General features: G+C 67.3%; 9 protein-coding genes. 1 reads left to right on the top strand and 8 read right to left on the bottom strand.

The window, feature by feature from the left end:
• Positions 1-3: 3 nt before the first annotated feature.
• From ACQKQD_RS12875 to ACQKQD_RS12840, 8 genes are all read right to left on the bottom strand, one after another.
• Positions 4-195: a hypothetical protein gene (locus ACQKQD_RS12875; protein WP_427508541.1), complete on the bottom strand. Its 192-nt coding sequence runs from the start codon at positions 193-195 to the stop codon at positions 4-6.
• Between the two features lie 891 nt (positions 196-1086).
• Complete coding sequence (locus tag ACQKQD_RS12870; protein ID WP_427508540.1) at positions 1087-2031, bottom strand: glycoside hydrolase family 16 protein; 945 nt, start codon at positions 2029-2031, stop codon at positions 1087-1089.
• Positions 2032-2163: 132 nt separating this feature from the next.
• Positions 2164-4794, bottom strand: coding sequence for an FAD-dependent oxidoreductase (locus tag ACQKQD_RS12865; RefSeq protein ID WP_427508539.1), 2631 nt, complete (start codon positions 4792-4794; stop codon positions 2164-2166).
• Positions 4795-5346: 552 nt separating this feature from the next.
• Complete coding sequence (locus tag ACQKQD_RS12860) at positions 5347-6459, bottom strand: glycosyltransferase (protein WP_056524834.1); 1113 nt, start codon at positions 6457-6459, stop codon at positions 5347-5349.
• Positions 6460-6530: 71 nt separating this feature from the next.
• A complete protein-coding gene (locus ACQKQD_RS12855) occupies positions 6531-8195 on the bottom strand; it encodes a Wzz/FepE/Etk N-terminal domain-containing protein (RefSeq protein WP_427508538.1) in 1665 nt (554 codons plus the stop codon).
• A 1-nt stretch (position 8196) separates the two neighbouring features.
• Positions 8197-10227 (bottom strand): glycosyltransferase, encoded by a 2031-nt coding sequence (locus tag ACQKQD_RS12850; protein WP_205833888.1) that lies wholly within the window; start codon positions 10225-10227, stop codon positions 8197-8199.
• A gap of 269 nt (positions 10228-10496) precedes the next feature.
• Positions 10497-11804 (bottom strand): glycosyl transferase, encoded by a 1308-nt coding sequence (locus ACQKQD_RS12845; RefSeq protein ID WP_026604637.1) that lies wholly within the window; start codon positions 11802-11804, stop codon positions 10497-10499.
• The gene (locus tag ACQKQD_RS12840; protein ID WP_427508537.1) at positions 11801-12709 is read right to left on the bottom strand and encodes an HAD family hydrolase; all 909 of its coding nucleotides are present in this window, start codon (positions 12707-12709) and stop codon (positions 11801-11803) included. The genes ACQKQD_RS12845 and ACQKQD_RS12840 overlap by 4 nt, the downstream gene beginning before the upstream one ends.
• Before the next feature lie 562 nt (positions 12710-13271).
• On the opposite strand from ACQKQD_RS12840, the gene ACQKQD_RS12835 reads away from it, so the two are divergent.
• Positions 13272-14294: a glycosyltransferase family 2 protein gene (locus ACQKQD_RS12835; protein WP_020091244.1), complete on the top strand. Its 1023-nt coding sequence runs from the start codon at positions 13272-13274 to the stop codon at positions 14292-14294.
• Positions 14295-14390 lie beyond the last annotated feature (96 nt).

Raw genomic sequence — 14390 nt, 5'->3', positions numbered from 1 at the left:
CGATCAGGCCTCCTGCACCATGCGGTCCACGGCGAGGAGCTCGTCGGCAATCTCGATTGCGCGCAGCGCTTCCTCGGTGGTGCAATCGGGCCAAGTCCGCCAGATCCAATGCACCGTGCCCCGGGTGCTCATCAGCTCTGGCGGATTCTCGACCAGGACGCGGGCGATGATGGGGGCGAGGTCGCGGCGAATCATGCCCGGCCTCCTCGGAGAAAGGCCCGCGCCTCGGCGCGCCCGGCGACCACGGTCAACACCATGCCGCGGCAGTCGAGGACCGCCGTCAGGGCGCTTGCCAGGGCCCGGTGTTCGGCCCTATCCCTGTGTACGGTTTCTTTGCGGGAGCCGACCTTCTCAGCGCCGTTCCGGGATCCGACCCCCGGGGCGGCGTTCTCGTTTTTCGGCTTCAGCAGGCTCGGATTTTGGTTTGCAACAGGGGTGCTAACCCCTTGATCCATAACAGGCTGGCGAGTGCCCGGTTTGCAGAGATCTTGAATATTTCCAGCGCCCGGCCCCAATCTACGAATCTGGGGGTCAGAGGTTCGAATCCTTTCGGGCGCGCCACTCAAATCAAGTGCTTAGCGGATGCCGGGGCAATGCCCTTTCCCGCTGACGACTGTCGGACGACCAACCCACGAAGTCTCTGAACTCGCGACGAGAGCGTGTTTGGTCCCGGCTTTTGGTGGAGCGGGTCGAGCCTGAAGTGCTCTGATTCTGCGGCCCAGGCTTTGCTGATAGCCTCGTAGCTCGACCGACAGCACGGTCGAATGCCGCTCCTTCGGCCCAGTACGCTGATCGAGGACGGACGTGCGCGTCTTCCACTTCGCCACGGCTTTCAGGTCGATGCCGTAGCGCTCGGCCAGCGTTCGATCAGGCGCAGCTTCAGCACGACCTGCTCCCCGCTCGTCTTCTGACCTCGCCGCATGTCCGACGCCTTCGGTCCTGGCTGATCCTCTCAATCAGCCCGGTCCAAAGCCAGCCGGTCAGGTCAGATTCGCAGCGACGCGCTTGGTGTGCCGTCCGCGATGAGAACAGGTCGCGGGCGCGAGCCTCGCCGCCCTCACGGATTCGTCGGCGCGGCGTCCGAGGCTACGCGTACACGCGAAAGTAATCGACGCGCATATGGGTGAGCTTCTGCGCTTCGGTCAGTTGAGGGGCCGGAACATCCGTCCGCAACGCCAATGTGAGGAGCGGCCAGAAGACGTCGCCGGCTTGTTCCATCTCCGACGCGCGGGTGAGTGTCCAGATATTGAGCTGGTTCGTCTTAGGATTGATGATTGGCTTGCGCTCGAAATAAGGAATGCATTGACCGTCCTGGATCAGCACGCCGTACCGGCAGTACTGTTCGGTCATGTCGACGGGCGTGGGAACGCCGGTGCCTTCGTTGTGCTCGCCGGGCTGCCCCCATTCGTGCAGGTACGCGCCGTAGAGCTTCGGCTCGAAACCCTTATGCTCGACGATATCGACCTCTATGCTCCGTTTGGCATTGGTGATGCCATCCCGGTTGAGAAGCCAGAACGCCGGCCACGTGAGCGGATGCCGCGGAAATCTCATCCGCGCTTCGAGATAGCCTTGGCGCCAGCCGACCGATACGACACCGCTGCGGCTGCCGGTCTGCAAATTTCCGGAAATCCACTGATAGTCGGGTGTGTTGTTTCCATAGTAATTCACGACGCTCATCTTGCGTCCGATGTATTTCGCGGAAATCTGGAGGGCCGTGCCGCCCGTGGCCTCCGCATCCGCGACGATCTCGTAGGGTTTGAAGCCTTCCGCCCCGGCAAGGGGAGCGAAGGCGGAACGGCCGTAGAAACCGGACGGCCCAGTCGTGGCCTTCGGTCCGCCATTCCAGATCCGTCCGTTGATCTCCGCGAAGGGCTCATCGAAGACGAGCGTGCGGCCCTGCGTCGGATCCACGGAGGCGTCGATCGCCGCGCTCGAGCGGCTGGTCGGCAGCAGGGACGCGGCCGCGCAGATCGGTAGATCCCGGAAGCACGATTTCAGCAGATCGCGGCGTACCCAGCGAGGTTTCGTCATGGCTCAGGCTCCGAGTTCCGGCGTGGCAAGTGAGAGAGAACTTCGCGGCACGAACCTCCCTTTCGCGGCGACGCCATGATCTGGGACGTGCCGGTGCCCGGCGGCGCGCCGCTGTGGTGAGGCTGACGGCTTTCAGGACCGGTTTCGCTCCCGTGTTTCCGCTCGCAGGATGTCCAGCGCCATGGCGCGGGCCCTGGCCATTCCGTAGCGGTGTCGATACCCGGCCTGCCGCAGACGATCGTTGGGGAACCGCATCCTCCAGAGAGGATTGCGCAAGGGCAGCGTCCGGTTGCGCAGGAAATCGTGGAGCCAGTCGACGAGGGCCGGCATCGGGATGACCCGGAAGCGGGGATCGCGGCTTATCGCGAACGCCCGCCGCATGAAGTCGCCGATCCGCGCATCGCGCGCCTCGTGATCGGAGAGATTGAAGACCTGGACCTCGCCCGCCGGCCAAGCCCCGGTCAGGGACCGCGTCATCGTCCAGATCGCCGCGTCCGTGACGTCCCGGACGTAGACGTGATGGGAGGGCCGATGCGCTGCGAAGAGGCGCTTCGAGAGGCTCCAGTCGCGCAAGCCGATGAGATTATGGAGATCGACGACCACCGTCGGGCGCAGGATCACGTAGGGAAGGGTCGAGGCGATCCGCCTGATGGCCTCTTCGCCGGCGAGCTTCGTTCGACCGTAGGCGCGAACGTAGTCCAGGGCCCAGTATTCGGATTTGACGTCGACGCTGCTGGTGAGAACCGGCGCCGTCTCCGTCATGGTGCGCGCGCGGCCGCTGCCATACACGGAGACGGTGCTCATGTAGCAGAAGGCCCGGACGCCGTCCCGCTCGGCGGCTTCGGCCAGTCGCCGCGTCGCCTCGACATTGATGGCCTGCATCCGATCCTGCTTCCCGAGCTCGGCGGCGAGATGCATGACGGCCGTGCAGCCGTGGACGAGGCCGGCGTAATCCTGATCCGCCGTGAAGTCGAAGGTCCGCCACTCGACCCGACCCGTGCGCGGCTGCGCCTCGGTCAGGGGCTGGGACGTGACGGCCCTGACCGCGTAGCCGCGTTCCTGCAGGTCCTCCACCAGGATGCGGCCGATCCGCCCCGTCGCCCCCGTCACGAGGACGCGGAGATCGCCCGGGACGGGCGGAGACGTTCGGAGGTCGGGGACCACGGTGTCGCGCTGCTCCCGGACCTTCAGCAGGTCGGCGAGGCGGATCGCCAGAGCGACGATCATCTGCGTGGGATTGCAGTGGCCTCCTGTCGGGAACACCGAACTTCCCGTGACGAACAGGCCGTCGATCCCGTGAACCTGGCCGCGCGCATCGACGACGCCCCTGGCGGCATCGTCGGACATGCGGGTGGTGCCGGTCGGGTGGGCGACATCGACGAAGCTGAGCGGGATCGGCGCCTCTTCGCGCACCCAGTCTGCCAGCTCGGGCACGGGCAGGCCCAGGCGGGCGAACTCGGAGACGACGAGCCGCGCCGTCTCGCGCATCGTGCGGCCTTCATCTTCGTGACTGCGCCAGTCGATCAGGGGCAGCCGGCTGCCCAGGTGATCCCTCTGATCGGACAGCATGACCCGGCTCTCGGGATCCGGCCGCTGCTCGACCATGCATTCGAGGCTCAGCTCGGAGAGCTTCCGCGGAAAGCCGTTGCGCGCGATGAAATGGTCCCGGCAGCCGCGCAGGAGCAGCGGCAGGTTCGACGTCAGCGTCAGGATGTCCTTCGCCCGCGGCTTGCCGACCAGAATCCTCCGGATCGCGTCGCCCGGGTCGTCGGGGGCGAGCGTCTCCCCGAGCCAGACCGCGCTGTTCAGGAGCTGACGACTTCGCTGGACGTCCGGGCTCAGGCGGAGCCCGCCCCGGAACAGCCGATCCTCGATGGTGTAGCGGCCGAACCGCCGCTGCAGCGCGCGCGATCGGTGAGGGTCGAAATGCGCGACCGGCCCGCGCAGGTGATCCATCAGGTAGCGACCCACGCGGTCGAACCTGTTGCCGAGGCCGCCCGGGACCTGATGATCGGAGGCGAGGAGGAGCCGCGCATTCTCGATCCCGCCGGCACACAGGACGACATGGCGGGCCGGCAGCTTGACGATCGCGCCGTCGGGCGCCGCGACTTGGACGCCCTGTACCCTGTCGCCCGTCCCGTTCACGTCGATCGCGACGACGGTCGCGCCGCTGATCAACGTGACGTTCGGGCCCAACTTCTCGTCCAGTTTCCGCCCGAAGCGCGTGTACTCGAACGGATAGGCTTCCGCGTCGTCGCGGCTGAACTGCCAGAAGAAGGGCAGGAGCATCCGAGGATCCGGCTCGGACCAGGCCGGCTGCGAACCGAACAGGTCCCAGAAGCGCGCGTCGCTGAAATGGTTGCCGTAGGCGAGCCCGAGATACTTGGCCGTCCGCTCGAGATAAGGATCGAGTGCGTCGCGCTGGAACGGCCACCCACTCTCCGGGACCCAGGCACGCTGCTCGAAGTCGATGGTGTCGAAAGGGGCGCACCGGCCGCCCCACGTGTGCGAGCTACCACCCACGATCCGGTTCCGGACGGCCCACTGGGTCGCGCGCGGCCGGCCGACATTCACGATGGCGTCCAGCGCGTCCGCGCTCTCCATCCGGTCGAGGCCGCCGCTCTCCAGCAGCACGACCCTCAGGCCGCCGCCGGACAGCTCGCGCGCCAAGGTGCTCCCGGCCGGGCCCGTCCCGACAATGCAGACATCGCAAGCCGCATCCAGAAGACCCTCGATTTCACGTGCGGCACGCAGTTGGATCACGGTGGGCGGCTCCCGGGCTCATTCCATCGAGACTACCGTCGCGCACTTATTGCTGAAGCGCGGACGTGGACGATCGACGCGTTGAGGAGGCATGAATATGCTCAGTGTCCGCTTGCCATGACGCCGGATCGTCAGTGATTCTTCGGGCACGACGCGGATATGGACCAGCGATAGATCCGTCGACGAGCGGGCGCGACGGTTGCGCGCGGTCGTGAGGACGGCGATCCATGACGCTCCGCGGCGCGGTCCGGACGTTGTCGGCCGGTGGTGCGGCTCTCCCGTGCGACGCGCGCCTATCGCCCCGTACCGGCCGGCCGGCGCATCGCGGCTGCGAACCCTGACGCGCTCGGCGGGCCGCCGCGTCGATGCTGCTTCCGCGGCGCGCGCGACGACTTAGAGCCGTGCCCGATCGCGTTGCAATCGGGCACGGCTCTAAACCTTTGTCTTGACGCGCTCTCTCACGCCGAACCGGTATCCACTTCGGCGGAGAGCGCTCTAGGGTCGAGGTGGAGGATGGGCCGGGCCGCTGCGCGACCGGGGGCTGGCCGAGGTTCAGCATGCCGATTGCCGGATCGCGTCGGCGTGAATGTGCACGATCCTCTCGGCACTGTACTGGTCGATGTGAAGCTTCCTGAATTCCGAAAACGATCTCTCCAGGATTATATTGTCGCAGTAATACTCCATGGATTCTATGAGCGCCTCCTCGTCGTCGGGTGGGATCAGGCGCCCGAGACGTCGGTCGACCAGGATGTCGCTGGGGCCGAATTCGCAATCGGTGGATATGACGGGCAGTCCGCACCGGAGGGCTTCGCAGATCGCCAGCGACCAGCCCTCCCATCGAGACGTCGCGACGAAGACATCACTCGCGAAGAGCGCCCGTTGCGGGTTGTCCGGGTAGTGGACGAGCCGGACGACCTCGGACAGGCCGAGCGCCTGAATCTGGTCCGCCAGCGCCGCTTTGTCGGATCCGTGGCCGACCAAGTTGAGCCGCACGTTCCTGCGCCGCTCGTACAATCGCGCGAACGCGCGCACCAGAAGGTCCTGACCCTTCTGGAAGGCGTAGCGTCCGACATTCACGAAGGTGATGACGGCGGGGTCGGGCCGGATGTCGGCGTCCGACGCTTCGAAGTGCCTGACCGGGTTGGGAACCCAGTACATTGGCCGTCTGCAGTTGAAATCGGCCTCGAACGCCCGGAGCTGCCGCGGCGACGTGCCGAAAACGGAAGCGATCCGCGGGAGGATGTAATGCTTCAGGAGGAAGAACTTGACCTTCGATTTCAGGCTGGCGGATTCGCGCCGCGGGTTGCCGTGCAGGTGCATCGTGATCCGCTGCGGGATGCCCAACCGGGCGAGCCAGAAGATGACGGTCGGCTCGATCTGCGGGACGATGACCAGATCGTAGCGGCCTCCTTTGCTGACATCCCTGAAGATCCGCAGGAGGTGCAGGCGCGATGTGACCGGCCGGAAGACGCTTCTGTAAGGCCGCGGTTCCGCCGGGTAGTTCGCGTGCTGCGTGACTCGCAGCACGTCGACGGCGAACTCGGTGCCGCACTTCTGCGCGAGTTCCCCGCCGATCGTGTCGACCACTCGCTCGATGCCGGCGAAGACGGAAGACCCCGGCTGTAGATAGAGGATCTGGACCTTCTCACGATCTCCGGCCGCCATCCCAACCAACTCCTTCCGTTCGAAGCTCCGGCGATCCGGGCGCGGGCCCGTCGACGATGCCGGAGTCCGACTCACGCGCGATTGAGGACGGCGCCGATCACGTTCGCGCCGGCACCGATCAGGCCGTTCACCGCGTCCGACAGCTCGTCGACGGTCGTCCGCCCGGCCTCGGCAACGATCACCACGACATCCGCTCGACGGGCCGAGACCCGGGACTCGGCCGAGACGGAGAGCGGCGGCAGGTCGAGGATGACGTAGCCCCCCCGGCGCATCTGGTCGATGACGCTCTGGAAGACCGAGGAGCTGAGGGAGATGCCGGTGCCGACCGCCGTGTACGGCGACCGCGACGGCAGGACCGAGACGCCCCCGAAATCCACGAACTTGGCGAGGGCCAGATGGCTCGGATTGATGATCAGGTCGGCGAGACTCGCGCCGACCCCGGCCTTGGAGTCCGGGGTCAGGAAGAAGGTTCCGGCGCCGTGGATATTCGTGTCGATCAGCCGGGCGGTCCGGCCACCTTCCTGCAGCAGGCGCGCCAAGCTCAGGCCGATCAGGGTCGTGCCGGTGCGCGGGGTGCAGCCGACCAGGGCGATGACACAGTCGGAATCGTGGCCGCGCGCGGAGAGGGCCAGCTGGATCGACGTCCGAAGGTCGCGGACGCCCGTTGAGAATTTGACGTTGAGGAACCACGGCGCGTTGACGTTGCGCAGATCCACGGTCTCGCGGCGCCCCTCGGCCGTCTTGCGCAGGACCTCGGGCATCACGGCGAGGCAGGGGATGCCGGCCCTCTGGACGAGATCCTGCGGCGTCCGGATCCGGCGGTCGAAGGCCTGCAGCAGCGCCACGGCCAGGAAGCCGCCGACGAGGCCGATCATCGCGCCGAGGCCGAGGATCAGGGTCTTCCGCGGGGCCGAGGGTTTGAGGGGCTGCAGCGCCGCGCCGATCACCCGCGCGTCGGCATCGGGCGTCGGCGCGTCCGGCAGCGTGCCCTCGGTGACGGCCGCCGCGGCGGACCGCGCCTGGGAGGCGAGGGCATTGACGCGACCCTGGAGGAACTCGGCGCCGTTCTTGGCCGCATCGGCCTTGGCAGCGATGGATTGCAGGAGATAGGCCGAGACGGCCGCGTTCGCGACGCGCCGCGCCAGGTTCGGGTCTCTGGACGTGTACGAGACCTCGACTACGTACGACTGTCCGACCCGCCTGACGGTGAACCGCTCGGCGAAGTTCTCGAACTTCCTCTGCTGCAGGATGGCTGCCGTCGACGGCGGGGCGGTCCGCAGCCCCGACAATTCGGACGCGCCCGGGCCCGGCTCCTTCGGGCTCTCGGCTTCCGGAGGACCGAATTCCGGATTGTTCGCCAGCTGGAGACTGTTGAACACGTTCGCCAGCAGCCGTTCCGAGCGGAGGACCTGGAGCTCACTCTCGGCCCGGCCCACATCGAGGCTCGGCATCAGGGCGCCATCGGAGGAGCCCGAGCCCACCGGGCGCCGCGGCTCGAGCAGCAGCACAGCGGTCGCCGTGTAGAAGGGGGTCGCGGTCACCGTGTAGAGCGCCGCGCAGCCGATGCAGAAGACCACCCAGACGGCCACCGCCAGTTTGTGCCGGCGGGCCGCCTTGAGGGCCGCCGAGATGACGGCCAGCGGGCCGTCCTGCACGCCGATGGAGGTCGTCTCCGGAAAATGGGAGACCGATTGGGACTGGTCCGGCGGGATCCGGTTGGTGTTGTGGATGTTCATCTCACACTTTCCGTCGGATCTTCAGGGCCCGCTCGGGCTCCAGCCGTCCCAGGAGCACGTCCGCGGCGCCGCGCAGATTGCCGCGCAGCCGGCCGCGCCGGTCGATGAACGGCTCGGGGGCCGCGAAGCGCGTCACGTTGCTGAGAACGTTGCGGGTAATCTGGCCGAAGACTTGAGACAGGGTCATCGTACCCTTGCGCAGCATGTATAGCGGGTTGACAATCTGCGAATAGCCGAGCCGATCGCCGGAGATGCGGCCGCCTTTCACGCCCATATGGACGCCGCGGGCCTCCATGCATTTGACGAGCCGGCCGCCTCGGGCCGCCAGGGCCGCGCCGAAATCGCGGTCCTCGAGCCAGCCGTACAGGACGAGCCGCTCGTCGAAGCGCAGCGTGCCGATGGCCGAGCGACGGAACGCCATGTTGCAGCCGTACGGGCTGAAGGCCTCGACGGGCGCCGCCGGCTCGACCGGAGCCAGCGCGGCGAGCATCCGGTCGACCTCGGTGAAGCGCAGTCCGGGCCCCTTGATGCCGTCCGCGACGACGTCGCCCGTCAGGCCGACGATGTCCGGCTCGTCTTCGAAGCGCTGCGCGGCTGCCGCGAGCCAGCCGGCCTCGGGGACGAAGTCATCGTCGAAGAAGACCACGATATCGATCGCCTCCGGCAGCGCGGCGAGGGCGGCATTTCTCTGAGTGGCGAGGCCGGGACGCCCCGTGACCACCGTCACGCCGGGCCACGCGGCCGCCTCGCCGGCATCGTCCGGGGTGACGCAGGAGATCAGGATGGCGGCGGGCTTCAGGGTCTGCCGATCCAGGATCCGCCGCAGCGTGCCGGTCACCACCTCGGGACGGCCCAGCGTCGCGATGGCGACGGCGATGCTGGGCGGAGATGGCGGTGCCGCGGATCGCGCGGCAGGGCGCGCGGCGGGGCGCGCGGTCGGCCGCACCTTCGGCGCCCGCATGAGATCGAGGTAGCCCTGCGCCGAAGCCTCCCACGAGAAGAGGGCGGCCTGATCGCGACCGCGGCCGATCAGGTCCGATCGCAGGTCCGGGCTCGCGGCCAGGGCGCGGATCTGGTCGAGCCAGCGTTCCGGCCGGTCCGGCGGAGCGAGCAGGGCCGCCGACCCGCAGATCTCCGGCAAACTCGCGCGGTCGGTCGAGACGACGGGGCAGCCGCGTGCCATCGCCTCCAGCGCCGGAAGCCCGAATCCCTCCGTGAGGGAGGGGAAGGCCAGGCACAGGGCGCGCTCCATCAGGTAGGCGAGGTCGTGGTCGGTGACGAAGCCGAGGTGGCGGACATTCTCGCCGCGCCGCAGGTCCTCGGCGGCGTAGATGGTCGCCTGGCCGCCCGCCACCACGAGGTCGAGCCCGAGTTCGCCCAAGGCGGGCGCCAGTTTGAGCAGCAGATCGAGGTTCTTGTGGCGGGCGCGGGACCCGAGGGCCAGCACGAAGGGGCGCTCCAGGCCGTCGGCGTCCCGGTCCAGGGCCGCCGGCGCCCGGACGGCCTGTCGCGGATCCCAGGCGTGCACGTGCTCGTGCCCGTTCGGGAGCACGACGATGTCGGAGGCTCTCACCGAGAGATGGTTGGCGATCTGTCCGGCCGAGAAGCTCGAGACGGTGGCGATCCGCGCGGCACGGCGCGCCAGAAGCGGCTGGAGCGTCCTGTAGAAGGTCCGGAACGACGCGCTGTAGCTCTCCGGCGCGTTGAACACGTTCGCGTCGTGGATGCAGACGACCTGATCGGCCTTCAGCGCGGGGGCGGTGTTGCAGAGGTTGAGCAATCGGCCGGACCAGGCGCGCGGCAGGACGAATTGCTCCCAGGCATGCCCACCCGCCGGTCCGACGGTGCGGAGCGGCGTGCCTGCGAGACGGGGATCCTCCGCATCCGGCACGGACAGCAAGGGGGCGCTCTCGCCACGAGCGGTCAGGGCCGCGCTCAGCGCCCGGGTGACGTTCATCGCGTAGCGCTGAACCCCGGTCATCGGCTGGGTGAGGAACCGACCGTTGATTCCGAACGATCCGACTGCCGTCATGCTGTCGCTCTACTCCTGTCGGAGCCCCGATTCGCGGATCGAATACGAGAACAAGAGTGTTCCACCTTTCGCGTGAGCGGCGCGGTCGGACCCGCGATCCCAGGAACCGGGATCGCGCATGACCCCGCGCGTGCGCAGAATTCGCGTACGTAATAGAGGCAAAAATCCGGGACGCTAATTATTTTATAGGCAGCATTCTGATTCTCGACAGGAAAATCCAAGTTCAGTAGCCGAGGCCCGAACGCTGCATTCGACGACACGGAGAGACCTCAGTTCGCGCCAGAGGCCTGCCGGCGCCACAGGGGCGGCTCCGCGCGCGCCTCGGGCGCGGGCTCGCGGCGGCGGACGAGACGGGACGTGGCCTCCCTTCGAAGGGCGCGACCGGCGTAGACGGCCTCGATCATGGGAAGCAGGAACCGGCCGGCCCGCGGGAAGAAGCGGAGAAGCGCGCCCTCGCGCCAGAGACTGTCGCGGATCTGCTGCGCGGGTCGGGCCGGCCGCGGTGTGGCGTACTGCGCGCTCAGCTCGACGCGTCCGAAATCGCGGGATCTGCCGCCGAGACTCAAGGTCGAGACGGTCCGGTCATCCGGCCAGATGATTGCCTTCTTCAGGGCCGCCCAACCCCGCGCCGCGTCGTCCGGGATCGCCGCGACGCTCTCGGAGCGAAGATCGTCGATGTGGGCCAGAACGCCGGTGAAGAGGTCCGGCCGCGTCGATGCGATCCGCGCCTCCCAGCCGTCGTCCTGAAGATTGGCCCGCGGCGGCGATCCCGGGACGGCCTGGGCGAAGGTGCGGACGCTCGGCAGGTCCGGTTCCAGGCAGGCCTCGATCAGGTGCCAGAAGCGCAGCACCGACGTGCGCGCGTCCCAGGGCTTGTACCAGTCGCTCTCGACACTCAGGCCGAACGTGCGGCGGAAATGCGGTGTGGCGAGGCGCTTGTAGTTGCAGCGGGCGAGCTGGAGCCCTGACCACGTCCGCTCCGGCAGGCCCTCCTGAAGCATGCGGACCGTGCTGCCGTAGAGCCCGGTATCGACCAGCACGCAGTGGCGCGCCGGGCCGGCGCAGGCCTCGAGATGCGTGCGGAAGCGGGCATCCTGTTGGGCGACCGCGGCGTGAAGGCGGGCCACGCCGGGCTGGTTGCCGGACAGCAGCGCGGTGAAAGCCCCCTCCTCGAAGGGCTCATCCCAGGACGCCGGAAGGGCCAGATCGTCGCGTTGCGCCAGCGCCGCCGCGATCTCCGCCATCGACCGGCCGCTGAACTCCCGACCGAGTTCGGAGAGCATGCCGGGGCTCGGCGGATCGAAGGCGGTGCGGGCGGCCACGAGGCGCGAGACCATCAGGGCCGCGCGCGGGAGGTTCTGTGGCAAGCCGGTTCGCTGGAGGAAGCGCTCGTAGACGAGTTGCAGGCGCAGGCCACCCCGGGCGCAGAACAGGAGGACGGTCCTGTCCGGCGCGAGGAAGCGTTCCGCGAGCCAGAGGCGCAGGCAGAACTCGGCGAGGATCGGGCCCAGCACGCGCTGGCCGAACGCGACCGCGTCGTCGCCCGCGGGGCCGCGTGCGGCGTCGGTCGCGCTCACGGCCCGATCCTCCTGGCCCCGCTGCGGGCGGCACCGATCCAGTGCCGGTGCATCACGCGAGCGCGGACGGCATCGAGGCGGCGACGCAGCACCACGTGGCGCGGCCGGAGCAGTTGTGCCGTCCTCAGGCCCGCGGCGGCGGCCATCGTCACGTCCGCCAGCGTGTCGTCGCCGAGGTGGAGGATCTCGGCCGGGGGCACTTTCTCGCTCCGGAGAACGACATCGAAGAGCGCCCGTGTCCGCTTGGTCGCGTCGTGGTCGGCACTGGTGTAGATGCGCGCGATGGGATGGTCGGGAGCCAGCGCGTTCAGCAGATGCGCGATCGTCTCGCCGCGGTGGTACGTATCGCTCACCGCGATGATCCTGCCTCCGGCCCGCGCCCGGCCCCTCAGCCACGTCATCAGCCGGGTGTTCGCGCGCAACTGAGCGCGTTCGACCGTGATCTCGGCCCGATACAGAATATCCGCGGCCCGATCATCGAGGCCGAGGACGCGCGTCATGGCCGCGAGCATGTCGGAGAAGCGCACGTCGCCCGAGGGATTGGCCAAGTCGAGCGCCCGGTAGGCCGCTCGCTGCACCTCCAGGCGCGCGGCGTAGATCGCGCCCGGACGGCGCGCCACGCCGTGCTCCGCCGCGAGCAGCTGCGACGCGACGGCCGCGATCTCGTGGAAGCGGCAGCGCTCGGACCGGTGATCGCGCAGGAGCAGCGTGTCGAAGACGTCGCAGGATACGATACGGGCTGCCGTCTCGGGTAGGTGCATGATGGCTAGATCTCTCCCGATCGATGGCGATCGAACCTGATGCCTGCCCGCCGGGCCGCGTCCGGCGGATCCCTTCTGCAATGACGGTGCCGTGACGGCACCACGCTGCGCGCGATGTCCATCCTCCAACGAGTATAGCAACAATCTGTCCCGTCCGACATCAATGAAGGCGTGCTGCTACGGCCATAAGAATTGACGAGGCGACCGCGCACCCCCCGAAAAGGCGGGTTGATCGGCCCGACCGAGGGGGAATTTCCGGGAAAGGGGGCCTTAGTGGAGCTTGGGGGCGCCCAACAAGACCGCCGTTCGGAGTAGGTCCGGGGGATCAAAGGTACGACCGCCCGCGCTGGGAGGGCGGCCGGCGCCGTCGGCCGCGACGGATCGACCGACAGGCTCGACTTGCCTGGATGTCACCTCGATCTCGCGCCTCATCCGGGGTTCAACACGTTCCTGGAAGCCCGGCTCGGGCCGGAAAGGGATGGACCTCGATCGATTCTCGATCACGGAGAATTGACTATTGTCATCGAGACAACGTGAAATGCTGAGCTCGTCAGCGATAAGTCCGGCAATTAGACTTGGGTTGTGACTGCGTCTTCATGTATCGATTGTGGATCTCGGCGGGATGCCGTGCTAGCCAACATCCTGTTGAGCGCTCGAGACAGTGAGAGACGGGAGCGCGGAGCGACGAGCGAGAAAGACGTCTGTCGTGGTCAAGGATCCTAAGCTCGCAGTCATTATTACATGTTTCAACTACGAAAGTTTTGTCGATAAAGCGATTCAGAGTGTCGTCGACCAGCACAACGATTCTTGTGAGATCGTCGTGATAGACGATGGATCGACGGATGACTCATGGTCGATTATCCAGCGGTCCGGCGTCGCGGCATTCCGGATCCCGAACGGCGGTCAGAGGGCGGCCTGCCTGTACGGATTGGCCAAGACTTCTGCCCCGTTTCTGCTCTTCCTCGACGCGGACGACGAGCTTCTGCCGGGTGCTCTCGACCGTATTCTCGCGGAACTAGATCCGACTGTCGCCAAACTTCAGTTCTGTCTGAGATGCGTCGACTCGACGGGGGCGATCCTGGCGGACCCATACCCCGCTCTCGGCGCGTTCCGCGGGCAGGACAGGACTGTCGGCGACATCCTGCGCTCAGGCGTCTACCAGACGCCGCCCACGTCCGGGAATGTCTTCCGCCGCGATGTCTGCGATCTGCTCCATCAATGCGCGTACGACCAAGCTGTCGATGGCGTGATCCTGTTGGCTGCCCCGTTCATGGGCGAGATCGTCAGCCTTTCCGAAAGTCTCGGGCTCTACCGTGTCCATGGCCGCAATGACTCCGGTCTGGGCCGCGTCCCGCAGGCGGCCACCGTCGAGCGGGATCTTCAGCGTTTCCAGTCACGTCTGAGGCATCTGCGCGGTCTTCTTCACGACTGGCGTCCCGGGGTCTCCCTCGTCGAGCCAGAGCAGACATACTATTTTCAGTTCCTCAAGTTCTGCATGGCGATCCTCCGGGGTGTCCGGTACGGTGGCAGGCCGTTCCTGGGCCTGATCAGATCTGTCCTGATCGAGCCGCGTTCCCTGAAGTGGAAAATGGCGAATGCGCTCTTCGTCGTCGCGACGTTTCTCGCGCCCGTTCGCTGTGCGCAGGCATTGCTCGCCTTCCGCTTCTCGCCCAAGCGCCGGCCGGTCCGACAGATCCTGCGCGCCACGATCGGTGCGGGGCATTGTTGAAAATCAGTAATGCGCCGGATTTTTCTGTTGCGCCCGGTCGCGCTTTTACACCTAGATGGCTCCGGAATATGTGGCGGCTCTCCTGTTCGGCCAGGG

Origin of the sequence: Methylobacterium sp. NPDC080182 (genome assembly GCF_050281105.1) — a bacterium.
Classification (GTDB): Bacteria; Pseudomonadota; Alphaproteobacteria; order Rhizobiales; family Beijerinckiaceae; genus Methylobacterium.
The sequence above is the reverse complement of the archived record's forward strand: the minus strand, read 5'-3'. Positions and strand labels throughout refer to the sequence as shown.

What these genes read in the sequence shown, in the direction of transcription:
- ACQKQD_RS12870 (WP_427508540.1), bottom strand. Translation starts at nt 2,031, where the DNA reads ATGACGAAACCTCGCTGGGTACGCCGCGATCTGCTGAAATCGTGCTTC.
- ACQKQD_RS12860 (WP_056524834.1), bottom strand. Translation starts at nt 6,459, where the DNA reads ATGGCGGCCGGAGATCGTGAGAAGGTCCAGATCCTCTATCTACAGCCG.
- ACQKQD_RS12875 (WP_427508541.1), bottom strand. Translation starts at nt 195, where the DNA reads ATGATTCGCCGCGACCTCGCCCCCATCATCGCCCGCGTCCTGGTCGAG.
- ACQKQD_RS12850 (WP_205833888.1), bottom strand. Translation starts at nt 10,227, where the DNA reads ATGACGGCAGTCGGATCGTTCGGAATCAACGGTCGGTTCCTCACCCAG.
- ACQKQD_RS12855 (WP_427508538.1), bottom strand. Translation starts at nt 8,195, where the DNA reads ATGAACATCCACAACACCAACCGGATCCCGCCGGACCAGTCCCAATCG.